Below are 21,865 nucleotides of genomic sequence, written 5' to 3'. Positions count from 1 at the left end.
AGAATGATCAGTTCTGATCCCGCATGGCCTAGGCCGCGCGAACAGAGTTGAGGAACCGCGCGACTTCGACCTTTAGCCGCGCGCCGTCCGACGACAGCGACTGTGCTGCCGAAAGAACCTGCGACGAGGCCGACCCGGTCTCGCCGGCGCCGCGCTGCACATCTGTAATGTTGGACGAGACCTGCTGGGTGCCATGCGCGGCTTGCTGCACGTTGCGAGAAATCTCCTGGGTGGCGGCACCCTGCTCTTCGACGGCCGAAGCAATCGTGGACGAAATTTCCGACATCCGGCCGATGGTGACGCCGATCTCGCGGATGGCACTGACCGATTCGTCGGTGGCGGACTGGATGCTGCCTATCTGCATGCTGATCTCGCCGGTCGCCTTGGCGGTCTGTTCCGCGAGCATCTTCACCTCGGCCGCCACCACGGCGAAGCCGCGGCCAGCTTCACCGGCGCGGGCGGCTTCGATGGTCGCGTTGAGCGCCAGAAGGTTGGTCTGCCCGGCGATGCTATTGATCAGCTCGACCACGTCGCCGATACGGCTGGCCGCCTTGGATAGCTCGCCGACACGGTCGTTGGTCTTCTGGGCCTGCTGCACGGCCTCGCTGGCGATGCGCGCAGATTCCTGAACCTGGCGGCTAATCTCGTTCACCGATGATGCCATTTCCTCGGTCGCCGATGCCACGGATTGGACGTTCGTCGAGGCCTCTTCCGAAGCGGCTGCCACCATGGTGGTCAAATGCTGCGAACGCTCGGCAGACGACGTCAGCGTGCCCGCCGACGCTTCGAGTTCGGTCGATGCCGACGACACTGTTTCGACGATCTCGCCGACCGCACCCTCAAAATCGTTCGCCAGCTTGATCATCTCGCGCTTGCGCTGCTCGGCGGCGATCTGCTCCTGCTGCTTTTGAGCGTCGGCTTCGGCGCGGGCGCGCTCCTGTGCCTTGACCTTGAACTTCTCCACGGCGCCAGCGACGTCGCCGATCTCGTCCTTGCGGCCCAAGCCCGGCAACACCACGCCGAAATTACCCTCGGCGAGATCTTCCATCGAACGGCTCAGCGCGCGCATCGGACGCCCGATGGTGAACACCGAGAACAGGCAGGTCCCGATCAGCATCAGGGCGACCACACCACCGAGAATCAGCGAGTCTCGCTCGGTCGCAGCGGCCTCGTTCGCCGCGGCGGTCGTCTGCTGCTCGACCTTCTCCTTAGCCAGATTGACGATCGTATCGGCCAGCTTGTCGAGTTCTGCACTCATGGGTAGCAGCACGTCGGTGCGGAGCTTCACGATCTCCGCGCCCAGTGTGGTGATGCGCGCGGAGGCATCCGCAGACAATTCGCCAGCTTCGTTGCGCGTCGCCTGCAGATTCAAGATATCTGTGCGGATTGCACCGATCTTGTCGCCGCCCTTACCGAGGGTCGTCATCATGTCGAGGAATTTGCCGATGCGCTCGCGCTCGTCCGGTGCGGTCGCAAGCTTGAGCATCTGAGCCGAAAATTTAAGGCCGGCGGTCGTACGCGCCGTGAAATAGTCGGCGGCCTTCTGGACATCGGCCACTTTCGTTGCCCCGAGGAAGTCCCGCACGCCGATCTGCATGCCGCGAAACGAGGCCTTGGCCTCGGCAGCGTTCTGCGCAATGCCCTGATAGACGCCGGCCGTCTGATATGACTGGCGAACGCCTGCGCTTCCCATCGTCTGCATATAGATCATGACACCGAGGAGAAGAATGCCGAGCCCGGACGCAATCGCGAGCTTGGTGCCGATGCGCAGATTCTGGACGAAGGCCATGACAGTCCCTGGGAATGAAGTGGCAGAAAAATGAGTCGGGTCGTCCTTCGCCGGACGGAGTCCGGCGTCGCGTGAAATGGTCGAATGCTAAGCGGTTGTCATTTTTGGCGCAGCCGGCGGCAATCCGACGGGCACGCGAAGCTTGGCGTGAGCCGATCCTGAACGAGAAGCATCATCGGCTCATATGAGCGGGCGATACGTTCGATGATCGGTCAAATCACCTGCTCATGGGCAGGAACCTACCACCGCGCTTCTGACACAAACGTTAACGCGCCGATGATGCCATCACTCAAATTGAGCCGGTACCGCAATGATCGTCCAGCAATTCGGACTCTTCAGACAATGATGGAGTTCGAGTTCAGGCATCAGAGGTTCTAAATTAACGATCTAAAATTGCAATCTCATCATGCGATGCCCTGCACGGGATATTTCGAGATCCAGAGTTCTCTCGGAGCGTATAGCAGCTTGAATGGCAGTGCACGGAGAACGCACCGTTACTCAAGCCGGTGAATTGCGATGTTGGAGAACTCAGGCCGCTCGCACCGAGTTCAGGAAGCGGCTGACTTCAGTCTTCAGACGGCTGCTGTCTGACGAGAGCGACTGCGCTGCGGACAGCACCTGAGACGACGCACCGCCGGTCTCGCTCGCGCCGCGCTGCACGTCGATGATGTTGGACGAGACCTGCATCGTACCCTGCGCGGCCTGCTGCACGTTGCGGGAGATCTCCTGCGTCGCTGCGCCCTGCTCTTCGACAGCCGAAGCGATCGTGGACGCAATCTCCGACATCTTGCCGATGGTCGCGCCGATCTCGCGGATCGCCGAGACGGAATCATCGGTCGCGGTCTGGATGCTCGCTATCTGCTGGCTGATCTCGCCGGTGGCCTTGGCGGTCTGCTCGGCCAGCGCCTTCACCTCGGACGCGACCACTGCGAAGCCGCGGCCGGCGTCTCCTGCACGCGCAGCCTCGATGGTGGCGTTGAGCGCCAGCAGGTTGGTCTGCCCCGCAATGGTGTTGATCAATTCGACCACCGCGCCGATGCGGCCGGCAGCTTTCGACAGTTCGCCGACGCGATCATTGGTCTTCTGAGCTTGGTCCACAGCCTCATTGGCAATACGCGCGGATTCCTGGACCTGACGGCCGATCTCGGTGATCGACGAGGCCATTTCCTCAGTGGCGGACGCCACCGACTGCACGTTGGTGGAGGCTTCTTCCGACGCCGTCGCGACGACCGTGGTGAGCTGCTGCGACCGGTCCGCTGTCGACGTCAGCGTGCTGGCCGAGGCTTCCAATTCGGTCGACGCGGACGACACCGCCTCGACGATTTCACCGACCGTACCTTCGAAATCGTCAGCGAGCCGGATCATGTCCTGTTTGCGTTGCAAGGCCGCCGCCTGATCCTGCGTGATCCGTGCCTCGGCTTCCGCCCGGGCTTTCTCTTCCGCCTTGACCTTGAAGGTCTCGACGGCCTGCGCCATGTCGCCGACCTCGTCCTTGCGGCCGAGCCCCGGCAGTACCACGCCGAAATTACCCTCGGCGAGCTGCTTCATGCCCGCCGTCAGACCCGACAGTGGCCCGATGATTCCGCGCGCGATCAAGAACGCAATCAGCAGACCGGTGATGGTCGCCCCACCGGCCACGATCTGCTGCAGCGTGATCGTGCCAGAAATGCGCTGCTCATTGGCTGTCGTCACATTCACGACCTCCTGCTGAATCGCTGCCTTGATGCCGTCGGTCTTGCGGATGGCGCTGACCACCATCGGCGTGATCGTATTGTAATAGAGCTGATCCATCTTCAGCAGATTGGCCGACGCCTTATCGAACCCGCTGGAATAGCTGACCAGGCCTTTCTTGATCGATTCGAACAGCGCTGAAAGACTCGGCGCCATATCAAATTTTTCCATCTCCGCGATCTGTTGCTGGGCGTTCTTCACGCTGTTGGCAAACAACGTCACATTGTCCTGGTCGCGACCTGCAAAGAACCGCCAGTTCGCCATCTGAACCAACAGAGTTTCGGATTGCAGCGTCGTCGCCCCTTGTGCGAATGGCGAACTACGCGTCGCGAGCACGAGTTTCTTCAGGTCGGCCTGAAGCTTTTCACCTTCAGCAAGCAGCGCCTTGCGGTTGGCGAGCATCTCCTTGACGGTGTTGCCGAGATCGACGCGCCTGCTCTTCAAATCGGCGATTGTCTTCTCGACTTCGCGGTAGATCGTGCGGCGCTCCTCCGAGCTCACCTTGATCGTCTCCTCCAACACGCCAACAACCTGCGCCAGCAGCTTCTCGGATTCAGCGAATGACGCTTCATCCTGATCGAACGTGTAGCGCAGCATCGCGCGGCGAAGCGCCTGGAGTTCTGCCGAAATCTCCATCGAGCGCATCGCATTGGCTGACTGGGCATTCATCGCCGAGACGTCGTCACGAATTTCCGTGAGCTTCCATACGGCGAAGCCCGCCATGCCCAACCCGAACAGCACGAGCGCACCGAAGCCCCCATACAGCCTGCCACGGATGCGGAGAGTGAGTAGCGACATGCGACGTGCCCTTCTTGGGAGAACCACTGAGAGCCGATCTTGCACGTCGCGAATCGCGCTGCAACGCAAGAGGCAATCTCGAATCCGATCATCGTCAGGTTGCGAGAACTTCAGGTTAATTTCGGCCGCGCAAACGCTTTAAAGTAGAATGACTTTTTGTCGCGCTTTCATCGTTTGACTCACTAAACAAACAGCCCGGATGCGATGACGCATCCGGGCTGTTTGCTATTTGTATCTTATTCGTCAGGCGAACGCGCGTGATCGTGTGACGTTTTGTCCTATGCCGCGCGAACGGAATCCAGGAACTTGCCGACCTCGCGCTTCAACCGCGCGCTTTCGCCGGACAGCGATTGCGCAGCGGATAGAACTTGCGACGACGCCGAGCCCGTGTTGCTCGCGCCACGCTGCACATCCAGAATGTTCGAGCTCACCTGCATCGTGCCTTGCGCCGCCTGCTGAACGTTGCGCGAGATCTCCTGCGTCGCCGCACCCTGCTGCTCGACGGCAGATGCGATGGTCGATGCGATTTCCGACATGCGGCCGATAGTGTCGCCGATTTCCTTGATAGCGCCGACCGACTCTTCGGTCGCCGCCTGGATGCCGGAGATCTGGTGACTGATGTCGCCGGTTGCCCTGGCCGTCTGTTCGGCGAGTGCCTTTACTTCCGATGCAACGACCGCGAAGCCGCGACCAGCATCGCCGGCGCGCGCCGCTTCGATGGTGGCGTTGAGCGCCAGCAGATTGGTCTGGCCGGCAATCGTGTTGATTAGCTCAACAACATCGCCGATCCGCGCGGCCGCCTTGGCAAGCTCAGCCACGCGATCATTGGTCTTGCGGGCCTGTGCCACCGCGGAGTTGGCGATGTTGGCCGACTCCTGAACCTGGCGGCTGATCTCGTTGACCGAGGACGACATCTCTTCGGTGGACGACGCCACCGCCTGCACATTGGTCGACGCCTCGTCGGAGGCTGCGGCCACCATGGCGGTGAGCTGGCGGGATTGTTCGGCGGTCGCGGTCAGTCCGCCCGCCGACTCTTCAAGCTGGCTCGAAGCCGATGACACGTTCTCGACGATGCTGCCAACGGCGCCCTCGAAATCGTCCGCGAGACGGATCATGTCCCGGCGGCGCTGGATCGCTGCCTGCTGGTCTTGCGTCAGTTTGGCCTCGGCCTCGGCGCGCGCCTTTTCCTCGGCCCGCACCTTGAAGGTCTCGACCGCACGCGCCATGTCGCCGACCTCGTCCTTGCGGGCGAGACCCGGCAACACCACGCTGAAATCGCCGTCGGCGAGCCGCTTCATGCCGGCCGTCAGGCCCGACAGAGGGCCAATAATGCCGCGCGCGATCAGGAAGGCGATCGCTAGACCGACCACAGTAGCGACACCGGCCACGATCTTCTGCAGCATGCTCGTCGTCGACATGCGATTGCTGGTTGCGGCGACGGTCTGCGACTGAACCTGCTGGATGTCGGACTTGATGGTCTCGACCTTGCCGATCGCTTTCACGACGGTTGGGCTGATCGACTTATTGAAGATACCGTCTGCCGTCTGCAGGCTGGCGGCAGCCTTCTCGAACTGGGATGCGTAGCTCTTCAGGTTGCTGCGAATGGTGCCGAACAACGCGCTGAGCGTCGGCGGCATCTGCATCTTCTCCATTTCGCCGATCTGCTGCTCCGCGATGCGGACGTGATCCTTGAAGGATTCGATATGTTTCTCGTCGCGGCTGACGAAGAAGCGCCAATTCGCAATCTGCACCATGAGCGTATCGGATTCGAGCTTGGTCGAACCCTGGCCATACATAGTGTTGCGCGTGCTGATCACCAGCTTGCGCAGGCTGGATGACAGCTTGTCGCCGGCTTCCTGCAGCACTTCCCGGCCGGCGACCATCTGCTTGATCGCATCGCCGAGCGCCTGACGCTGTGCCTTCACGTCGGCAACGTCCTTCTCGATGGTGCGGTAGGCGGCGCGGCGCTCTTCCGAACGACTGGTCTTGATCACCGTATCCAGGCTGGCGGTGACCCCGGCGAGACGCTTGTCGGCATCGGCAAGCGCCGCTTCATCCTGATCGAAGGAATAGCGCAACACAGCACCGCGGATCGCGTGCAGTTCGGAGGCGATCTCCGAGGCCCGGATCGTGTTGGCCGAAAGGATGTTCAGGGAGTCGACCTGCGTTCCAACTTCCGTCATCTGCCAGACGGCAAAGCCGGAGCTGGCGAGTCCGAACAGGACCAGCGCGCCGAAGCCACCATAGAGGCGACCGCGGATACGGAGATTGAGCAGCGACATCATTGGCTTCCTAGGTAGGACTTGATCTGGCTTCGGCGCCGGGCGCCGTCTTCGTTGCTGCTTCTCCCATCATGGGAGAAGCATGAATTTAAGCGGCCCGGACAGAGTCCAGGAACTTGCCGACTTCGAGCTTGAGACGCGCGCTTTCGCCGGACAGCGACTGTGCCGCTGACAGCACTTGCGTCGACGCTGATCCGGTCGCGCTGGCGCCGCGCTGTACATCGGTGATGTTCGACGTGACCTGCATCGTGCCCTGCGCGGCCTGCTGAACGTTGCGGGAGATTTCCTGGGTCGCTGCGCCCTGCTGTTCGACGGCAGAGGCGATGGTCGAAGCAATCTCGGACATACGGCCGATGGTGTCACCGATCTCCTTGATGGCGCCGACGGATTCCTGGGTCGCCGCCTGAATGCCGTTGATCTGCTGGCTGATGTCGCCCGTCGCCTTGGCGGTCTGTTCGGCCAGCGCCTTCACCTCGGACGCCACCACTGCAAAACCGCGGCCCGCATCGCCGGCGCGTGCCGCTTCGATGGTGGCGTTGAGCGCCAGCAGGTTGGTTTGGCCAGCAATGGTGTTGATGAGCTCGACGACATCGCCGATCCGGGCCGCGGCCTTGGCAAGCTCCGCCACGCGGTCATTGGTCTTGCGCGCCTGCGCCACGGCGGAGTTAGCGATGTTAGCCGATTCCTGGACCTGCCGGCTGATCTCGTTGACCGAGGATGACATCTCTTCGGTGGACGACGCCACCGCCTGCACATTGGTGGATGCTTCGTCCGACGCAGCAACGACTGCAGCGGTCAGCTCCTTGGCCTGCTCAGCCGTTGCCGTCAGCGCGCCCGCGGACTCCTCGAGTCTGCTCGACGCCGAGGAGACATTGTCGACGATATTGCCGACGGCACGTTCGAACGTCCCGGCGAGCTCGACCATTTCGCGCTTGCGCGACGCCGCGGCCAGATTGTCCTGGTCGAGGCGCGCCGCAGCCTCATCGCGCGCCTTCTGTTCGGCGTTTGCACGAATGACCGTAACTGTCTTGGCGATATCGCCGATTTCGTCGCCGCGCTTAGCGCCGGGGATCACGACATCGAGATCGCCGGCCGCCATCTTGCCCATGGCGCTATTCAGACGCGTCATCGGCCGGGCAACACCGACAAAGGAGAACACCATGGTGCAGATCAGGACCAGCACGACCGCTAGTCCAAGGGCGAGATTGACCTGACCGGAACGTGTCATTTCCTCGGCGGCCTGCGCCCGCGCCTCTCCAACCGCAGCCTTGGCCGACGAGACCGATTGCGCGACCAGTTGAGAGGCCGCCGCAGCGGCGGGCGTGATTTTGGTGCGGACGATATCGGTCTTCTGGTCGTTACTGCCGATCGCTTCATCGGTGGCCGTCATGAACTTCTTCATGTCGGTGCCGAGCTGGATCAGGCCGCTCTGCACGAGCTCGCTGTCTTCGAACACGCTGGCCTTGGCCAGCGCATCGGTGAGGATCTTAGCCTTGGTGATGATCTGGCCCTTCTGCGTGACTTCATTCATCGACGCATAACGCCATGCGGCGGCCTGCACAGCGTTGATGGCATTGTCCGCGATCTTGAGCTGTCCATCGACTTCAGGCCAGTTCGTTGCTTCGGTCACGGCAGTGGTGAGGCGCAGCTGGTCGAGATGCCGGTTCCAGTCGATCACGGCGACGTTGCGGTTGCGATAGAGTTCGAGCAGTTTCTTCTGCAGACCGACGATCTCGTCGGCAGCACCGACATAGGTCGCGGTGAACGCCTTGATCTTCGCGAAATTGTCTTTGTATTCCTGCCTGGTCGCCAGGGCGGACGCGGCATCGATGATGCGGTCCTGCGCAGCCTTGGCGGCCCTGATCTCGGCAGCGTTCTTGTCAATCTCGGGTGTCGTGATGGCCATGCGCAGGCCCTGGCTGGCCACCTGCATGGCGCGCATCTGGCCGTCGGCCTCCATCGCGCTATCGGCGATTTTCTGCTGCACATCGGCCAGACGGTTGACCTCCGAGATCGCGGTCTCGGTTCTCATCTGGTTCGCCACGACGCCCGCCGAGAGCAAGATGCCAACGAGACCGGCAAGACCCAATTTGTTGCCGACACTGTTGATCTTGATCATGCGATGCGCTTTCCGGAGAAGGGTCAGGTCAGGACGCGCGCAAGCATGGCTCGCGCAGCCTCGGCTCGGGTCGTTGGAAGACGGTCAGAGAAGCATTGGGCAGAGGCTGAGAACGTGGCGTCGTGGAATTGTCCGTGAGGACAAAGACCCGATCGCTCCGGTGGAGTTCAATCAGCGGACCAACAGGCCCTCGCCCTCACGGTTGAAGGATACCACTCCATTTCTGACACATTCGTTAATTGCCCCGTCATGCAGCATTCAAGAATCTGCATAAACTTGAGGCACTTGCGCGATGCTGTATGCGCCCGCTCTTGCGTCAGTGCGCGAGGATCTTCGACAGGAAGTGCTGCGCGCGATCGCTGCGCGGATGACCGAAAAAGTCATCCTTCTGCGCGTCTTCGACGATCTCACCGGCATCCATGAAGATGACGCGGTTGGCGACCTTCTTGGCGAAGCCCATTTCGTGGGTCACCACCATCATGGTCATGCCTTCCTTGGCGAGTTCGACCATGACATCGAGCACCTCGTTGATCATTTCGGGATCGAGCGCCGAGGTCGGTTCGTCGAACAGCATGCAGATCGGATCCATCACCAGCGCGCGCGCAATGGCGACGCGCTGCTGCTGACCGCCGGAGAGCTGGCCGGGATATTTCTGCGCATGCGCCGTGAGGCCGACGCGCTCCAGCATCTTCATGGCCTTGGCCTTCGCCGCATCTTCGGAGCGGCCGAGCACGATGGTCTGGCCGAGACACAGGTTCTCGACGATCTTCAGATGCGGAAACAGCTCGAAGTGCTGAAACACCATGCCGACGCGTGAGCGCAACTTCGGCAGGTCCTTCTTCATCGTCGTCACATTCAGTCCATCGACCATGATGGTGCCCTGCTGCACGGGCTCCAGCGCATTCACCGTCTTGATCAGCGTCGACTTGCCAGATCCCGAGGGACCGCAGACGACGACCACCTCGCCTTTCTCAACGGCCGTCGTGCAGTTCTTCAGCACCTGGAACTGCGAATTGTACCACTTGCTGACTTTTTCGATGGTGATCATGGGCATGATGAGCGACCGATAGTTGGAGGCAAAGACTGAAAGCGAAAGTGGCTAGCGGATGATGCTGATGCGCTTCTGCAAGCGCTTCACAAAGAATGACGCGGTGAAGCAGATCAGAAAGTAGACCAGCGCCGCGAACAGATACATTTCGGTGAGACGACCGTCGCGCTGCGCAACCTTCGAGGCTGCGCCGAGAAAGTCCGTGATCGACAGCACATAGACCAGCGATGTGTCCTGGAACAGCACGATGGTCTGGGTGAAGATCACCGGCAGCATGTTGCGGAATGCCTGCGGCAGCACGACATGGCGCATCACCTCGCGATAGTTGAGCCCGATAGCGTAGCCCGCCATCACCTGCCCCCGCGGCACCGACTGGATACCGGCGCGCATGATCTCCGAGAAGTAAGCTGCCTCGAACAGCGTGAAGGTCACGATGGTCGAGGCGTAGGCGCCGACCTGCACGGGCTGATCGGAGCGGATGATCCACTGTCCGACATAGGGCATCAGAAAGTAGAACAGGAAGATCACCAGCACGAGCGGCAGCGAGCGCATCAGATTGACGTAGCTCACCGCAAAGCCCGACAGCACGGCACTGGACGACAGCCGCATCATCGCGATCAAGGTGCCGAGGATGAGACCGAAGACCGTCGCAATTGCCGTCAGCGTGAGGGTGAACGCCATGCCCTGCTGAAACAGGTAGGGCAGGCTGCGCCAGATGACGTCATAATCGAAATTGCTGAACATCGCTTATTTCCCCTCGTTGAAGCCGGGGATCGCCAGGCGCTTTTCGAGGATGCGCATTCCGATCGTCACGACGGCGCTGAGGACGAGGTAGATGGCGGCCGCAGCCGAGAAGGCCTCGAACACCTGGAACGAGAACTCCTGCATGGACCGCGCCCGTGCCGTCAGTTCAAGCACACCGATGGTGAGTGCGGGCGCCGTGTTCTTGATGGTGTTGAGAAATTCGGAGGTCAGCGGCGGAAAGATGATGCGATAGGCCAACGGAAGCAAGATGTAGCGATAGGTCTGCCAGGTGGTGAGGCCGATTGCCGTGCCGGCCATGCGCTGGCCCTTTGGCAGCGCATTGATGCCGGCGGTGATCTGTGCGGCGACACGCGAGGACATATAGAAGCCAAGCCCGAGCATCGCGGCGATGAACGGCCCATTGCGCAGTTGCTTGATCCAGATGCCGAGATCGCCGGGCAAAAGTTCGGGAATGACGAAGAACCAGATGAACAGCTGCACCAGCAGCGGAATGTTGCGGAACATCTCGATATAGGCATTGCCGACAAACACCGCCCAGCGCGCAGGCAGGGTCCGCATGATGCCGATCAGCGAGCCCATCACGAACGCGATGAACCAGGCGCAGAGCGCGAGCAGGATCGTGACCTGAAGGCCGCTCATCAGCGAGCCAAAATAGGTCCCCGTCGCATCAGGCGTCTGATCCCAGAAGATTCCCCAATTCCAGTTATAGTTCACGCATTCACCCCCACGCGCCGTCCACGCGAAAACCCGGCAACCTCAGGCAGAAACCCATGCAATGGCCGGGCCATTGCTTCTTCCCTCGCCCCGCCTGCGGGGAGAGGGTGGATCGAACGACCAAGGTCGTTCGAGACGGGTGAGGGGGAGCCAGTGTTTTACTCGCTGCCTCCCCCTCACCCGTCTTACACGCGCTACGCGCATGTAAGACGACCTCTCCCCGCAAGCGGGGAGAGGTAAGCAAGAGTTAATTGGCTGCGTAGGCGTCGGGATCAGGCGAATCCGACGGGCTGGCGAACGCCTTCTTCTGCTCGGCTCCCATCGGAACGTTCAGATTGAGACCCTTGGGCGGGATCTTCTGCGTGAACCACTTGTCATAGATCTTGGCGCCTTCCGGGCTCTTGTAGAGCTCGGCAGTGGCCGCATCGACAACCTTCTTGAACGGCGCATCGTCCTTGCGCAGCATGATGCCGTACGGCTCGGCCTTGGAGAATGCGTCCTTCGAGATCACATAGGCGCTCGGATCGCGCGCACCGGCAGCAAGGCTGGCAAGCAGAATGTCATCCATCACGAAGGCTACAGCGCGGTCGGTCTCGACCATCAGGAATGCTTCAGCGTGATCCTTGGCGGGAATGACGTTGATGCCAAGATTGCGGGCGGCATTGGCTTCGGTGAGCTGCTTGATGTTGGTGGTGCCGGAGGTCGAGACCACCGACTTGCCCTTCAGATCGTCGATCTTGTCGAGCTTGGCAGCCTTCTTCGAGACGAAGCGGCTGGCCGTCAGGAAGTGCGTATTGGTGAAGGCAACCTGCTTCTGGCGATCGGCATTGTTGGTGGTCGAGCCGCATTCGAGGTCGACGGTGCCGTTGGCAATCAGCGGAATACGTGTCGCCGAGGTGACCGGATTGAGCTTGACCTCGATCTTGTCGTTCTTCAGCTCTTTCTTCACCGCATCGACGATCTTGTAGCAGATGTCCATGGCGAAACCGACGGGCTTCTGATTGTCATCCAGATAAGAGAACGGCACCGAGGAATCGCGGAAGCCGATGGTGATGGCGCCGGTGTCCTTGATCTTCTTGAGCGTGCCGGTGAGCTCCTGAGCGCCCGCCTGCGTCGTGCAGACCGCCGCGGCGATCATGGTCCCCAACAGAAAAAATCGTTTCATAGTCCCTCTCCTCAACAAAGTCCGATCTCACGCCGACGACTCTCTTACCGAGCACCCCGGCACGACCGCCCGGGATGCTTGCACAATCGGGGCCAAAACGGAATTGCCCGATCGGAGGACAACGGTTTGTTCTGAGCTCCCGTTCCCCCTACAACCCGGTCATGAGTAACGCCCTGCATGCGCTTTGTGACGCAGGCGCCGCCGGCGCCACAGAAAAGATCGATGATATCAGCCATCCCGGCCTGGTGATCACCACCACGATTCTGGCCTCCAGCCTGGCCTTCATCGACGGATCGGTGGTGAATGTTGGACTTCCTGCCATTGCAGCGAGTTTTCAGGCCGATGCCACCGACCTGCAATGGGTGATCAATGCCTATCTGTTGCCGCTCAGTGCACTTCTTTTGCTCGGCGGTGCAGCAGGCGACCGCTTCGGCCGCCGCAGACTTCTTATCTGGGGCGTTGGCCTGTTTGCGCTGGCCTCGCTGGCCTGCGCTATGGCGCCCAGCCTGCGTTTGCTGTTGGCCGCCCGTTTTCTGCAGGGTGTCAGCGCGGCGATGCTGATGCCGAACAGCCTGGCGATCCTCGGCCAGACGTTTTCCGGCGAAGCCAAGGGCCGCGCCATCGGCATCTGGGCTGCCAGCGGCGCTGCGGCGGGCGCGCTCGGTCCGGTGCTGGGCGGATGGCTGATCGACATCGGCAGCTGGCATCTCATCTTTCTCATCAATGTGCCGATCGCATTGGCGGCGATGGCGCTTGCCTGGCTTGGTATCCCCCGCGACCGACACGACGGCGACGATCCGCTCGATAGTCTCGGCGCCATCCTCGCGACTGCGGGACTTGGCCTGACCACCTGGAGTCTGACCGAAGCTACGTCACATGGTTGGTCGGGTTTCACGCTTGGCGCGCTCGTCGCAGGCCTCCTACTGTTGCTCGTTTTCGTGTGGATCGAAGGCCGCAAAGGCGAACGCGCGATGATGCCGCTCGCACTATTCGGGTCCGCCAGCTTCGTCGGCCTGACGCTGCTGACATTCTTGTTGTACGGCGCACTCGGTGGGCTGTTCGTCCTGATGCCTTTTCTCCTGATCGAAGCCGCCGGCTACACGGCGACACAAGCCGGTGCCGCGCTGCTGCCCTTGCCGCTTGTCATCTCCTTTACATCACCGCTCGCTGGCTCGCTCGCAGCCAGAACCGGCCCGAGGATCATGCTGACGCTGGGACCGGTGATTGTGGCGATGGGTTTTCTGCTGGTGCTCCGGATCGCTCCCGACACCAGCTACTGGACCAGCGTCTTCCCCGCCATGGTCGTCATCGCCATCGGCATGGCCGGCGCTGTCGCACCTCTGACGACGGCCGTGCTGATGTCCGTCGATGCGCGTCACACCGGGTCAGCATCGGGCTTCAACAGCGCGGTCGCACGCACGGGCGGCCTTGTGGTCACGGCGCTGATCGGATCGGTCATGGCGGCAAAGGGGCCGGCGCTGATCACCGCATTTGCAGCAGCGACGGTCGCAGGTGCCGTGCTTTGTGTCGCAGCCGCGCTCAGCGCATTCCTGCTGATAGCGGCGCGGCCGCAGCCGTGAAGGCCCCACGCTGCCTACGAGCGGCCACCGCTTCGCCGAAGGCCTGAAAGAGCGTGCGGTTGATCGGATTGATCTGCGGATCATATTCGGCGTGCCATTGCACACCGAGCGCGAAGCTCGGCGCATCGGCAATGCGGATGGCCTCGATCGTGCCGTCCTCGGCAATACCCTCGATCACCACCCGCTCGCCGGGGATGTCGATGCCCTGACCATGCAGGGAATTGACCGTGATAGTCTCGCGCCCCAGCAGGCTGGCGAAGGTGCCGTTGCTGGTCAGATGTACGTCGTGGCGATCGGCGAACACCACGGCAGGGTCGGGATGAATCTCGCCATTCTCGAGCCGCGGCATGCGATGATTGATGCGGCCGGGAATCTCGCGGATCTCGGGATGCAGCGAACCGCCGAACGCGACGTTCATCTCTTGCAATCCGCGACAGATGCCGAAGATCGGCACCCCGCGCGCGACACAAGCCTCGATCATGGAGAGAGCGACCGCATCGCGGCCATTGTCATAGGGCTCGTGACGGGCATGGGCTTCCATGCCGAACCGGGTCGGGTGGACATTAGCCCGAGCGCCGGTGAGGAGGATGCCATCGACTAGATCGAGCACCTGGCCGATATCGGTAATGTCGGGGGTGCCGGCAAACATCATCGGCAGGGCATTGGCCACTTCCGCGACCGCACGAAGGTTGTTTTCTCCGACCGCCTGGACGGAGAACCTGTTCTCAATGCGATACGCGTTGCCGATCACGCCGATTACCGGCCGGGTCTTCGTTGGCATCAGCTTCCGGTCGAAAAGTCCTGGCCCATTGAGCTATAGCCGAGTCACCACGCGAAAACGACTGGTTCCGAAACAAAACTGTCACTAACTGGAGCATTCGGGAAAGAAACGTCTCCGGATGCCTGAAAAGGACCAATCTGGCATTGTTCGGAGGATTTAGCCGATAGTTTTGGATGGTGGGCGCGACAGGGATCGAACCTGTGACCCCTTCCATGTCAAGGAAGTGCTCTCCCGCTGAGCTACGCGCCCTAAGAACCGGTCGTTACGGGTGTGGGGTCTATAACGGGTCAAACCCGGACAAGCAAGGATGCCGAAGGGCCAATCCTTGCCTGATTTGCAGGAAAATCCAAGAAACTCGGCAAGAAAGCCGGCTGCCCTCAGGCGGCCAGCATCTTGTTCACTTCGCTGACCAATTCGCGCAGGTGGACCGGCTTGGACAGCACCTTGGCGTTTTTCGGCGCTTCCGAGTCGGAATTCAGCGCCACGGCGGCGAAACCGGTGATGAACATGATCTTGATGTCGGGGTCGAGTTCGCTGGCGCGGCGCGCCAGTTCGATCCCGTCCATCTCCGGCATCACGATGTCCGTTAGAAGCATTTCAAAGGGTTCCTCGCGGAGTCTCTGATAGGCTGACATCCCGTTATCGTGGTGCGACACCTGAAAACCGGCGTTTTCCAACGCCTTCACCAGGAAGCGGCGCATGTCGTTGTCGTCTTCTGCGAGAAGGATTTTGTGCATGGCGGTTGGATGTCGAACCCGAATGAGAGGACCTGTTCGCCCACTAAGCCCGAGGTCTGGTAAATTTCGGGTGAAGGTGATCAGCGCAGAATGTGCATAAGCGTCTCAAGATGGTGCGCCAGAACGCCGTGAAACACAACAAATGAGCGCATTTCTTGCGATCGCGGCGCCTACGGAAGTTTTTAACTTGGCAGACTTGTTTCGGTTATCGACAATGCAGCCTCACAAAGCGCCGGTTTTCTACCAGACTGGGCAAACCGAAGAACGCGGCTGCAGGGACGATGCGCGACGATGACCCAGTTTGACGGTGAGCTGTCGCCTCCCTTCGAGATCGTCGAGCCGGCCAACTGGCGCGCCCCGATCATTTTCAATTCCCCGCATTCGGGCTCGGTCTATCCAGCGGAATTCCTCAGTGCGTCCCGCATCGACGTGACGGCACTGCGCCGCTCGGAAGATTCGTTCATGGACGAATTGATCGCGGGATTAAGCGATCGCGGCTTCCCGGTGGTCCGGGTGCACTTCCCGCGCTCCTATGTGGACGTCAACCGCGAGCCCTATGAGCTCGATCCACGGATGTTCAACGGCCGGCTGCCCAGTTTTGCCAATACCCGCTCGATGCGGGTCGCGGGCGGCCTCGGCACGATTCCCCGGGTGGTCGGCGACGGCCAGGAGATTTACCGCGAGCGGCTCGACGTCGATGACGCCCTCACCCGGATCGAGGCGCTGTACAAGCCCTACCACCGCGCCCTGCGCCGCCTGATCAACAAGGCGCACCAGACATTCGGCACGGTGATCCTGGTGGATTGCCACTCGATGCCCTCGATCGGAATTTCCCGTGAGGAGCCGCGCCGCCCGGACGTGGTCGTCGGTGACCGCTATGGCACCAGCTGCGCCACTATCCTGGCCGAGGTGGTCGAACACACATTCGGCGGCCTCGGCTATTCCCTGGGCCGTAACAAGCCCTATGCCGGCGGTTTCATTACCGAGCATTACGGCAACCCGGCCAGCGGGCTGCACGCCATCCAGATCGAGCTGAACCGGGCGATCTATATGGACGAACGCCGCCGCGAGAGGACGGCGCGCTTCGACCAAATTGCTGCCGATTTTACCGTTCTGGCCGACGCGCTGGCGAAGATCCCGCTGGACAGCCTCGGCCCGTTCCAGGCCGCCGCCGAATAGGCCGGGCCAAACATCTCGCCGGGGTTCGAACCGTCACTCAATCAGATGTGGTATTTGGAACCGTGACCGCCGGATCATAATAGGTGCTTATTTCCTGCGACAAATTGTCAATTTTCGCTGGATTTAGAGATGGGGCAGAGTTTTACCATCGGGATTCATGCAACCTTAGGTTCTTCCCACCAGCGTGGTTCCGCGGATTGGAACCGCACAACAATGGGCAGGAGAGAACATGAAGAACATGATCAAGAAATTCTGGTCGGACGAATCGGGAGCGACTGCAATCGAATACGGGCTGATCGCCGCCGGCATCTCGCTGGCCATTATCGCAGTCGTCAACGGACTCGGCACCAACCTCAATGGCAAGTTCAGCGAAATCAACGGGTCGCTGAAGTAGCCTCTGCGACGTGGACACCGGCTTGAGGTTCTCAGCCGAATAAGTCTTGCTTGATGACTGACGTCGCAATGGGCCCGAGGCTGTCGGGGTGCCAAGCGACGAACAGGCCAGGCGACATAAAGACAATCGCCGGCAGCCACGTCGGCACGCCGTGATGCAAAACTCCTCCGAAAAGAAAAAAGGACCGCTTGCGATAGCAAGCGGTCCAAGTCTAGGGAGGAAACGCCCAAGGAGGGCAGCGATAGCGCAAGCGCTACCGCACCGCAACAATATGCAGCCGCGACGCACCAAGTGCAAGAGTTTTCGGGCAAATTTCCATGCAAATTTCGCATAGTGATCGCACCATTCAGGCATAGGCGTCATAATTTCTATGAGCAAAATCAATGCGATATAGAAACGACAGTAGCTTTGACCTATTTAAGAAATGATCATATATTCATTTCCTTGGCCAATTTCTGATGTCGGGCATCAGAAATCTTAGGGAAATCGCAATCCGATTCAGCGCTGTGGCTTAGGGGAATCGCAGAGAGATTTCGATCACCGCAGATGCGAGTCGTTGCCCTGCGCTGTATAGGAAGCGACGCGCCCCCATCCAGCAGCCGCAACAAAGGACCTCTCCGTGACGGTCATCGACTTCAACGCCTTCATTGGTCGTCTTGCGACCTCGTCGGGCGAGACCATCCTGCCGTTCTTTCGCACCTCGCTGAGTATCGACAACAAGAACAGCACCGATTTCGACCCGGTCACGGAAGCCGACCGAGCTGCCGAGGCGGTGATGCGCCGGCTGATCAAGGCCAACTTCCCCCAGCACGGCATTGTTGGCGAGGAATTCGGTACCGAACGCGAAGACGCCGAATATGTCTGGGTGCTCGACCCGATCGACGGCACCAAATCCTTCATCTCCGGCTTCCCGATCTGGGGCACGCTGATCGCGCTGCTGCATCGGGGCACACCGGTCTATGGCATGATGCACCAGCCCTATATCGGCGAGCGCTTCAGCGGCGACAGCGGTTCGGCGCGCTACCAGGGCGCCAACAACACCACCCGCAAGCTTGCCGTGCGCCGTTGCGCATCGCTGAAAGACGCGACTTTGTTCACGACCAGCCCGCGGCTAATGAACGACGCCGATCGCGCGAAATTTCACGACGTCGAAAAAGGTGTGCGGCTGACGCGCTACGGCGGCGATTGCTATTCCTATTGCATGCTCGCCGCGGGCCATCTCGATCTCGTCATCGAAACCGAGCTGAAGGCCTACGATATTGCAGCACTGATCCCGATCATCACCGGCGCTGGCGGCGTCGTAACGACATGGGAGGGCAAACCCGCGCAGAACGGTGGCCGCATCGTCGCCGCCGGCGATCCGCGCGTGCATGAGGCCGCGCTGAAGATCCTCAACGCCTGATCGGGCGCAGCTACGCCCGCGCAGCAGCCCGTAAATGCTCGATCATCTGCTGCGCGGGACGGGATAACGTCTTCAGGCTGCGAAAGCAGATTGCCAGCCTTCGATTGGCCCAGGGATCGCGAATCCGGATCAGCGCCAGCGCCGTCGACCGTGCGCAGCGCCGTGCCGCAACTTCCGGCACAATCGCAATGCCGACCCCCGCCGCCGCCATCTGGCACATCGCATCGAAATCGCGCATCTGCGCCCGGTAGCGCAGTCGCGCGCCCAGCTTCGCTGCGTATTTGCCGATGTGGTTCTGCAGCGCGGTCGCATTGGTGAGACCGATAAAGTCGCGGTCGATGATCTGATGGAAATCGATGTGACGGCGGCTGGCGAGATCGCTGCGCGGCGCCGTCACCAACATCAGCCGGTCTTCGTTGAAGGTGAAACGTTCCAGACTGTCCGGCAGCGTATGTTCGGCCGCGAAGCCAAAATCGGCGATGCCGGCGGCAATCGCTTGCGCGATATCGGCGCTTTCGCGCTCCTCAACCTCGAGGCTGACATTGGGGTGCTCGCGCAGGAAACTCGCCAGCGCCTTCGGCAGATGTTCGGAGAGCCCCACTGTATTGGCCAGCATCGACACGCTGGCCTTCATGCCATTGGCATAGGCCGCCATGTCACCGCGCATGGTCTCGACATTCTGCATGACGATGCGGGCATGGCCGAGCAGGCTCTCGCCGGCCGCCGTTAGCGTGACACCGCGCCGCCCGCGTTTCAACAGCGGCACGCCGACTGTCGCCTCCAGTCCCTTGATCCTCGCACTAGCCGAGGCCAGCGCCAGATTGGCAGCGGCAGCACCCGCGGTGATACTGCGCGCCTCGGCCACCGCGACGAACAGCCTGAGATCAACAAGGTCGGCATGCATGGCGTTCTCCGCATCAGCCTTCGTTAGAAACGAAGGCAATCTCCGTAACCTCCAGATTGTGCCTGTCCATCCGATCGGTCAATGTGCCTGCATCATGTTCGATTCCTCACTCATTCTGATCGCCGCAGTCTTCGCTCTTGCGGGCTTCGTCAAAGGGGTCATCGGCCTCGGCCTCCCGACCGTTTCGATGGGCCTGCTCGCCGTCGCCATGCCCCCGGTGCAGGCACTGGCCATCGTCATCGCCCCCGCGATCGTCACCAATATCTGGCAGACCTTCGTGGGCGGCTATCTGCGCGACATCATCCGCCGGCTGTGGCCGCTGATGCTCGGCACCGCTTTCGGTATTTGGAGCAGCGGCGGGCTGATGACCGGCCCCTATGCACGCTACGGCACCATCGTGCTCGGCATCCTGCTGGTGATCTATGGTGCCATCAGCCTCGTGAAATTCCAGCTAAGCGTCGCAAAACAGAACGAAGGGTGGGTCGGCGGCGTCGTCGGCCTTATCACCGGTGTCGTCGCTGCCGCCACCGGCGTGCAGGTGATCCCGTCGATGCCCTTCATGCAGTCGATCGGCATGGAAAAGGACGAGCTGATCCAGGCGCTCGGTGTCTATTTCACCGTCTGTACTCTCGCACAGGCCTTCAACCTCTCCAGCGCCGGTCTGCTGAATGCCTCCATAGCGCTGTCGGGCCTCGTTGCCATGGTGATGGCCTTTGCCGGCATGTTCATCGGCCAGATGGTGCGTATGCGGATGCATCCCGACCAATTCCGCCGCTGGTTCCTGATCGCGATGATGCTGCTCGGCGTCTATCTGGCCGGCGTCGAGACGTGGGAAATTCTGAAGTAATTAACGCGTCTCCAGCATCGCCACGCGGATGCCGAGATAGATGAAGACGCCGCCGAGGGCGCGGTTGATCCACACCATTGCCTGACTGGATTGTCGGACGCGGCTGGCGGCTTTGGCAGCGACAATGGCCGTACCGAGCCCCCAGATCGTGCCCGTGCTGATGAAGATCAGCCCAAGTACGATGAAAGCCAACGCCTTGCTGGGCGCATCCACGTCGACGAATTGCGGCAGGAAGGCGAGAAAGAACAGCGCGACCTTCGGGTTCAGCGCGTTCGTGAAGACGCCCTGCCAGAACACCTGCCGGAGCGACAGCAGCGACTTTTCCGCGGCGTCGTTCGTCGCAACTGTCGATGCCCGCGCACGCAGCATCTGCACGCCGGTGTAAAGCAGATAGGCCGCGCCGATCCATTTCACTGCGGTGAAAGCATAGGACGAGGCCGCTAGCAGCGCCGACAATCCGACCGCCGCGGCGAACACATGGACCAGACATCCCGCACTGATCCCCAGCGCCGCCGCCACGCCGCCGCGCCAGCCCATCTGGACGCTGCGCCCGACGATGTAAGCCGTGTCCGGTCCCGGCGTGATGTTGAGCAGGATGCCGGAGAGGATGAAGAGCCAGAGGCCGTGGATACCGAGCATGAGTGGCTTTCGTTACTTGAACAGCGGCGTGCCCGGCACGAATGCGTCGAATGCCGCCCAGAATTGCTGCCGGTAGCGATCCTGTTCCTGCAGGATCTCGTGACGGGAGCCGGCGATTACCAGATGAGAGCCGGCACGCAGGTGATAGGCGAATTCCTCGATGGCCGGCGTCGACACCACCTGGTCGTTGCTGGCCGCCAGCATCAGGATCGGCTGACGGATCTTCACGGGATAGCTGGCCTCGCGAAAGCCGTGCATCCCACGGATCGCCGTATCGGCCCAGGCCACCGTCGGCGAGCCGATGCCGAGCGTCGGGTCCTCTTCGAGGATTGCCGCGTTGCGCGCATAGCGCACCGGATCGCTGGTCAGTTTGTTATTGGGGAATGACGAGGTCCCGACCAGTTCGCCATTGCCGCCGGGAATGTAGTTGCCGCCCTGCCCGGTCCAGCGCATGACGCGCAACAACAACCGCGCCGGCAGCGAGGTCGAGCGGCCCGGCAGATCGATCATCGGCGCCGACAGTACCATGCGATCGAACCAGCGCTTGCCGGAATGCGCCACACGCAGCATCACCGCGCCGCCCATGGAATGCGCCAGGGCGAAATAAGGCGGCGGGCAATCCGGCATCACCACCTGCTGCACGAAAGTTTCGACGTCGATCTCGAAATCCGAGAAGCTGCGCACGTACCCCTTGCGGCCATCGCGCAACTGCCGCGACGAATGGCCCTGGCCACGCCAGTCGATCATGGCCACGGCAAAGCCGCGGTCGCGCAGGTCGCGCACGGTCTCGAAATACTTCTCGATATATTCGCCGCGCCCGCTGAACACGCAGACCGTGCCCTTGCGCCCGGTCGTCGGCGCCCAGCGCGCAAAACGTAGCTCAGCGCCGTCCGGCGTCTTGATGGTGCCGGACACGGCACCCTCGGGAACGGGGTTGGCGGGAATGGAGACGAGCGTCATGGCGGGGGACCGGTTAGGCGAAAAACGCGGG

At 61.3% G+C, this 21,865-nt stretch carries 18 protein-coding genes and 1 tRNA gene; 5 read left to right on the top strand and 14 right to left on the bottom strand.

Going from position 1 to position 21,865, the window contains the following annotated elements:
• Positions 1-28: 28 nt before the first annotated feature.
• The 8 genes from AB8A38_RS23495 to AB8A38_RS23460 form a co-directional block, all read right to left on the bottom strand.
• Positions 29-1,789: a methyl-accepting chemotaxis protein gene (locus AB8A38_RS23495; RefSeq protein WP_439087608.1), complete on the bottom strand. Its 1,761-nt coding sequence runs from the start codon at positions 1,787-1,789 to the stop codon at positions 29-31.
• 528 nt (positions 1,790-2,317) lie between these two features.
• Positions 2,318-4,318: a methyl-accepting chemotaxis protein gene (locus tag AB8A38_RS23490; protein ID WP_439087607.1), complete on the bottom strand. Its 2,001-nt coding sequence runs from the start codon at positions 4,316-4,318 to the stop codon at positions 2,318-2,320.
• Between the two features lie 278 nt (positions 4,319-4,596).
• Entirely contained in the window at positions 4,597-6,600 is a 2,004-nt protein-coding gene (locus AB8A38_RS23485; RefSeq protein ID WP_439087606.1) for a HAMP domain-containing methyl-accepting chemotaxis protein, read from the bottom strand.
• Positions 6,601-6,688: 88 nt separating this feature from the next.
• Positions 6,689-8,719, bottom strand: a complete 2,031-nt coding sequence (locus AB8A38_RS23480) for a methyl-accepting chemotaxis protein (RefSeq protein ID WP_439087605.1) — start codon at positions 8,717-8,719, stop codon at positions 6,689-6,691.
• 316 nt (positions 8,720-9,035) lie between these two features.
• Entirely contained in the window at positions 9,036-9,767 is a 732-nt protein-coding gene (locus AB8A38_RS23475; protein ID WP_439088592.1) for an amino acid ABC transporter ATP-binding protein, read from the bottom strand.
• Positions 9,768-9,818: 51 nt separating this feature from the next.
• Positions 9,819-10,511 carry an amino acid ABC transporter permease gene (locus tag AB8A38_RS23470; protein ID WP_068728918.1) on the bottom strand — a complete coding sequence of 231 codons (693 nt, stop codon included), beginning with the start codon at positions 10,509-10,511 and terminating at the stop codon, positions 9,819-9,821.
• Between the two features lie 3 nt (positions 10,512-10,514).
• On the bottom strand, positions 10,515-11,246 hold the full coding sequence (locus tag AB8A38_RS23465; RefSeq protein ID WP_089265827.1) for an amino acid ABC transporter permease: 732 nt from the start codon (positions 11,244-11,246) through the stop codon (positions 10,515-10,517).
• Between the two features lie 247 nt (positions 11,247-11,493).
• Positions 11,494-12,411 (bottom strand): amino acid ABC transporter substrate-binding protein, encoded by a 918-nt coding sequence (locus tag AB8A38_RS23460; protein ID WP_089265826.1) that lies wholly within the window; start codon positions 12,409-12,411, stop codon positions 11,494-11,496.
• 161 nt (positions 12,412-12,572) lie between these two features.
• Between AB8A38_RS23460 and AB8A38_RS23455 the strand changes: the two genes are divergently transcribed.
• Positions 12,573-13,991: a DHA2 family efflux MFS transporter permease subunit gene (locus AB8A38_RS23455; protein ID WP_439087604.1), complete on the top strand. Its 1,419-nt coding sequence runs from the start codon at positions 12,573-12,575 to the stop codon at positions 13,989-13,991.
• Here AB8A38_RS23455 and AB8A38_RS23450 read toward each other — a convergent pair.
• The 3 genes from AB8A38_RS23450 to cpdR form a co-directional block, all read right to left on the bottom strand.
• On the bottom strand, positions 13,951-14,772 hold the full coding sequence (locus AB8A38_RS23450; RefSeq protein WP_439087603.1) for a gamma-glutamyl-gamma-aminobutyrate hydrolase family protein: 822 nt from the start codon (positions 14,770-14,772) through the stop codon (positions 13,951-13,953). The two genes, AB8A38_RS23455 and AB8A38_RS23450, sit on opposite strands and share 41 nt — an antisense overlap.
• A gap of 174 nt (positions 14,773-14,946) precedes the next feature.
• Positions 14,947-15,021: transfer RNA gene (locus tag AB8A38_RS23445), tRNA-Val, on the bottom strand.
• A gap of 128 nt (positions 15,022-15,149) precedes the next feature.
• Positions 15,150-15,509 (bottom strand): cell cycle two-component system response regulator CpdR, encoded by a 360-nt coding sequence (gene cpdR / locus AB8A38_RS23440; RefSeq protein WP_015669438.1) that lies wholly within the window; start codon positions 15,507-15,509, stop codon positions 15,150-15,152.
• A 291-nt stretch (positions 15,510-15,800) separates the two neighbouring features.
• Here cpdR and AB8A38_RS23435 point away from each other — a divergent pair, with 291 nt between their 5' ends.
• From AB8A38_RS23435 to hisN, 3 genes are all read left to right on the top strand, one after another.
• The gene (locus AB8A38_RS23435; RefSeq protein ID WP_315843907.1) at positions 15,801-16,688 is read left to right on the top strand and encodes an N-formylglutamate amidohydrolase; all 888 of its coding nucleotides are present in this window, start codon (positions 15,801-15,803) and stop codon (positions 16,686-16,688) included.
• A 229-nt stretch (positions 16,689-16,917) separates the two neighbouring features.
• Positions 16,918-17,082: a Flp family type IVb pilin gene (locus AB8A38_RS23430; protein WP_439087602.1), complete on the top strand. Its 165-nt coding sequence runs from the start codon at positions 16,918-16,920 to the stop codon at positions 17,080-17,082.
• A gap of 619 nt (positions 17,083-17,701) precedes the next feature.
• On the top strand, positions 17,702-18,484 hold the full coding sequence (hisN, locus tag AB8A38_RS23425; protein WP_439087601.1) for a histidinol-phosphatase: 783 nt from the start codon (positions 17,702-17,704) through the stop codon (positions 18,482-18,484).
• 10 nt (positions 18,485-18,494) lie between these two features.
• On the opposite strand, the gene AB8A38_RS23420 is transcribed toward hisN, so the two are convergent.
• Positions 18,495-19,388 (bottom strand): LysR substrate-binding domain-containing protein, encoded by an 894-nt coding sequence (locus AB8A38_RS23420; protein ID WP_439087600.1) that lies wholly within the window; start codon positions 19,386-19,388, stop codon positions 18,495-18,497.
• A gap of 94 nt (positions 19,389-19,482) precedes the next feature.
• Between AB8A38_RS23420 and AB8A38_RS23415 the strand changes: the two genes are divergently transcribed.
• Complete coding sequence (locus AB8A38_RS23415; RefSeq protein ID WP_315843911.1) at positions 19,483-20,235, top strand: sulfite exporter TauE/SafE family protein; 753 nt, start codon at positions 19,483-19,485, stop codon at positions 20,233-20,235.
• Here AB8A38_RS23415 and AB8A38_RS23410 read toward each other — a convergent pair whose 3' ends face one another.
• Both AB8A38_RS23410 and AB8A38_RS23405 read right to left on the bottom strand, forming a co-directional pair.
• The gene (locus tag AB8A38_RS23410) at positions 20,236-20,874 is read right to left on the bottom strand and encodes a LysE family translocator (RefSeq protein WP_439087599.1); all 639 of its coding nucleotides are present in this window, start codon (positions 20,872-20,874) and stop codon (positions 20,236-20,238) included.
• Positions 20,875-20,886: 12 nt separating this feature from the next.
• On the bottom strand, positions 20,887-21,834 hold the full coding sequence (locus AB8A38_RS23405; RefSeq protein WP_439087598.1) for an alpha/beta fold hydrolase: 948 nt from the start codon (positions 21,832-21,834) through the stop codon (positions 20,887-20,889).
• Positions 21,835-21,865 lie beyond the last annotated feature (31 nt).

This window comes from Tardiphaga sp. 839_C3_N1_4, from assembly GCF_051811045.1.
GTDB lineage: Bacteria > Pseudomonadota > Alphaproteobacteria > Rhizobiales > Xanthobacteraceae > Tardiphaga.
The sequence above is the reverse complement of the archived record's forward strand: the minus strand, read 5'-3'. Positions and strand labels throughout refer to the sequence as shown.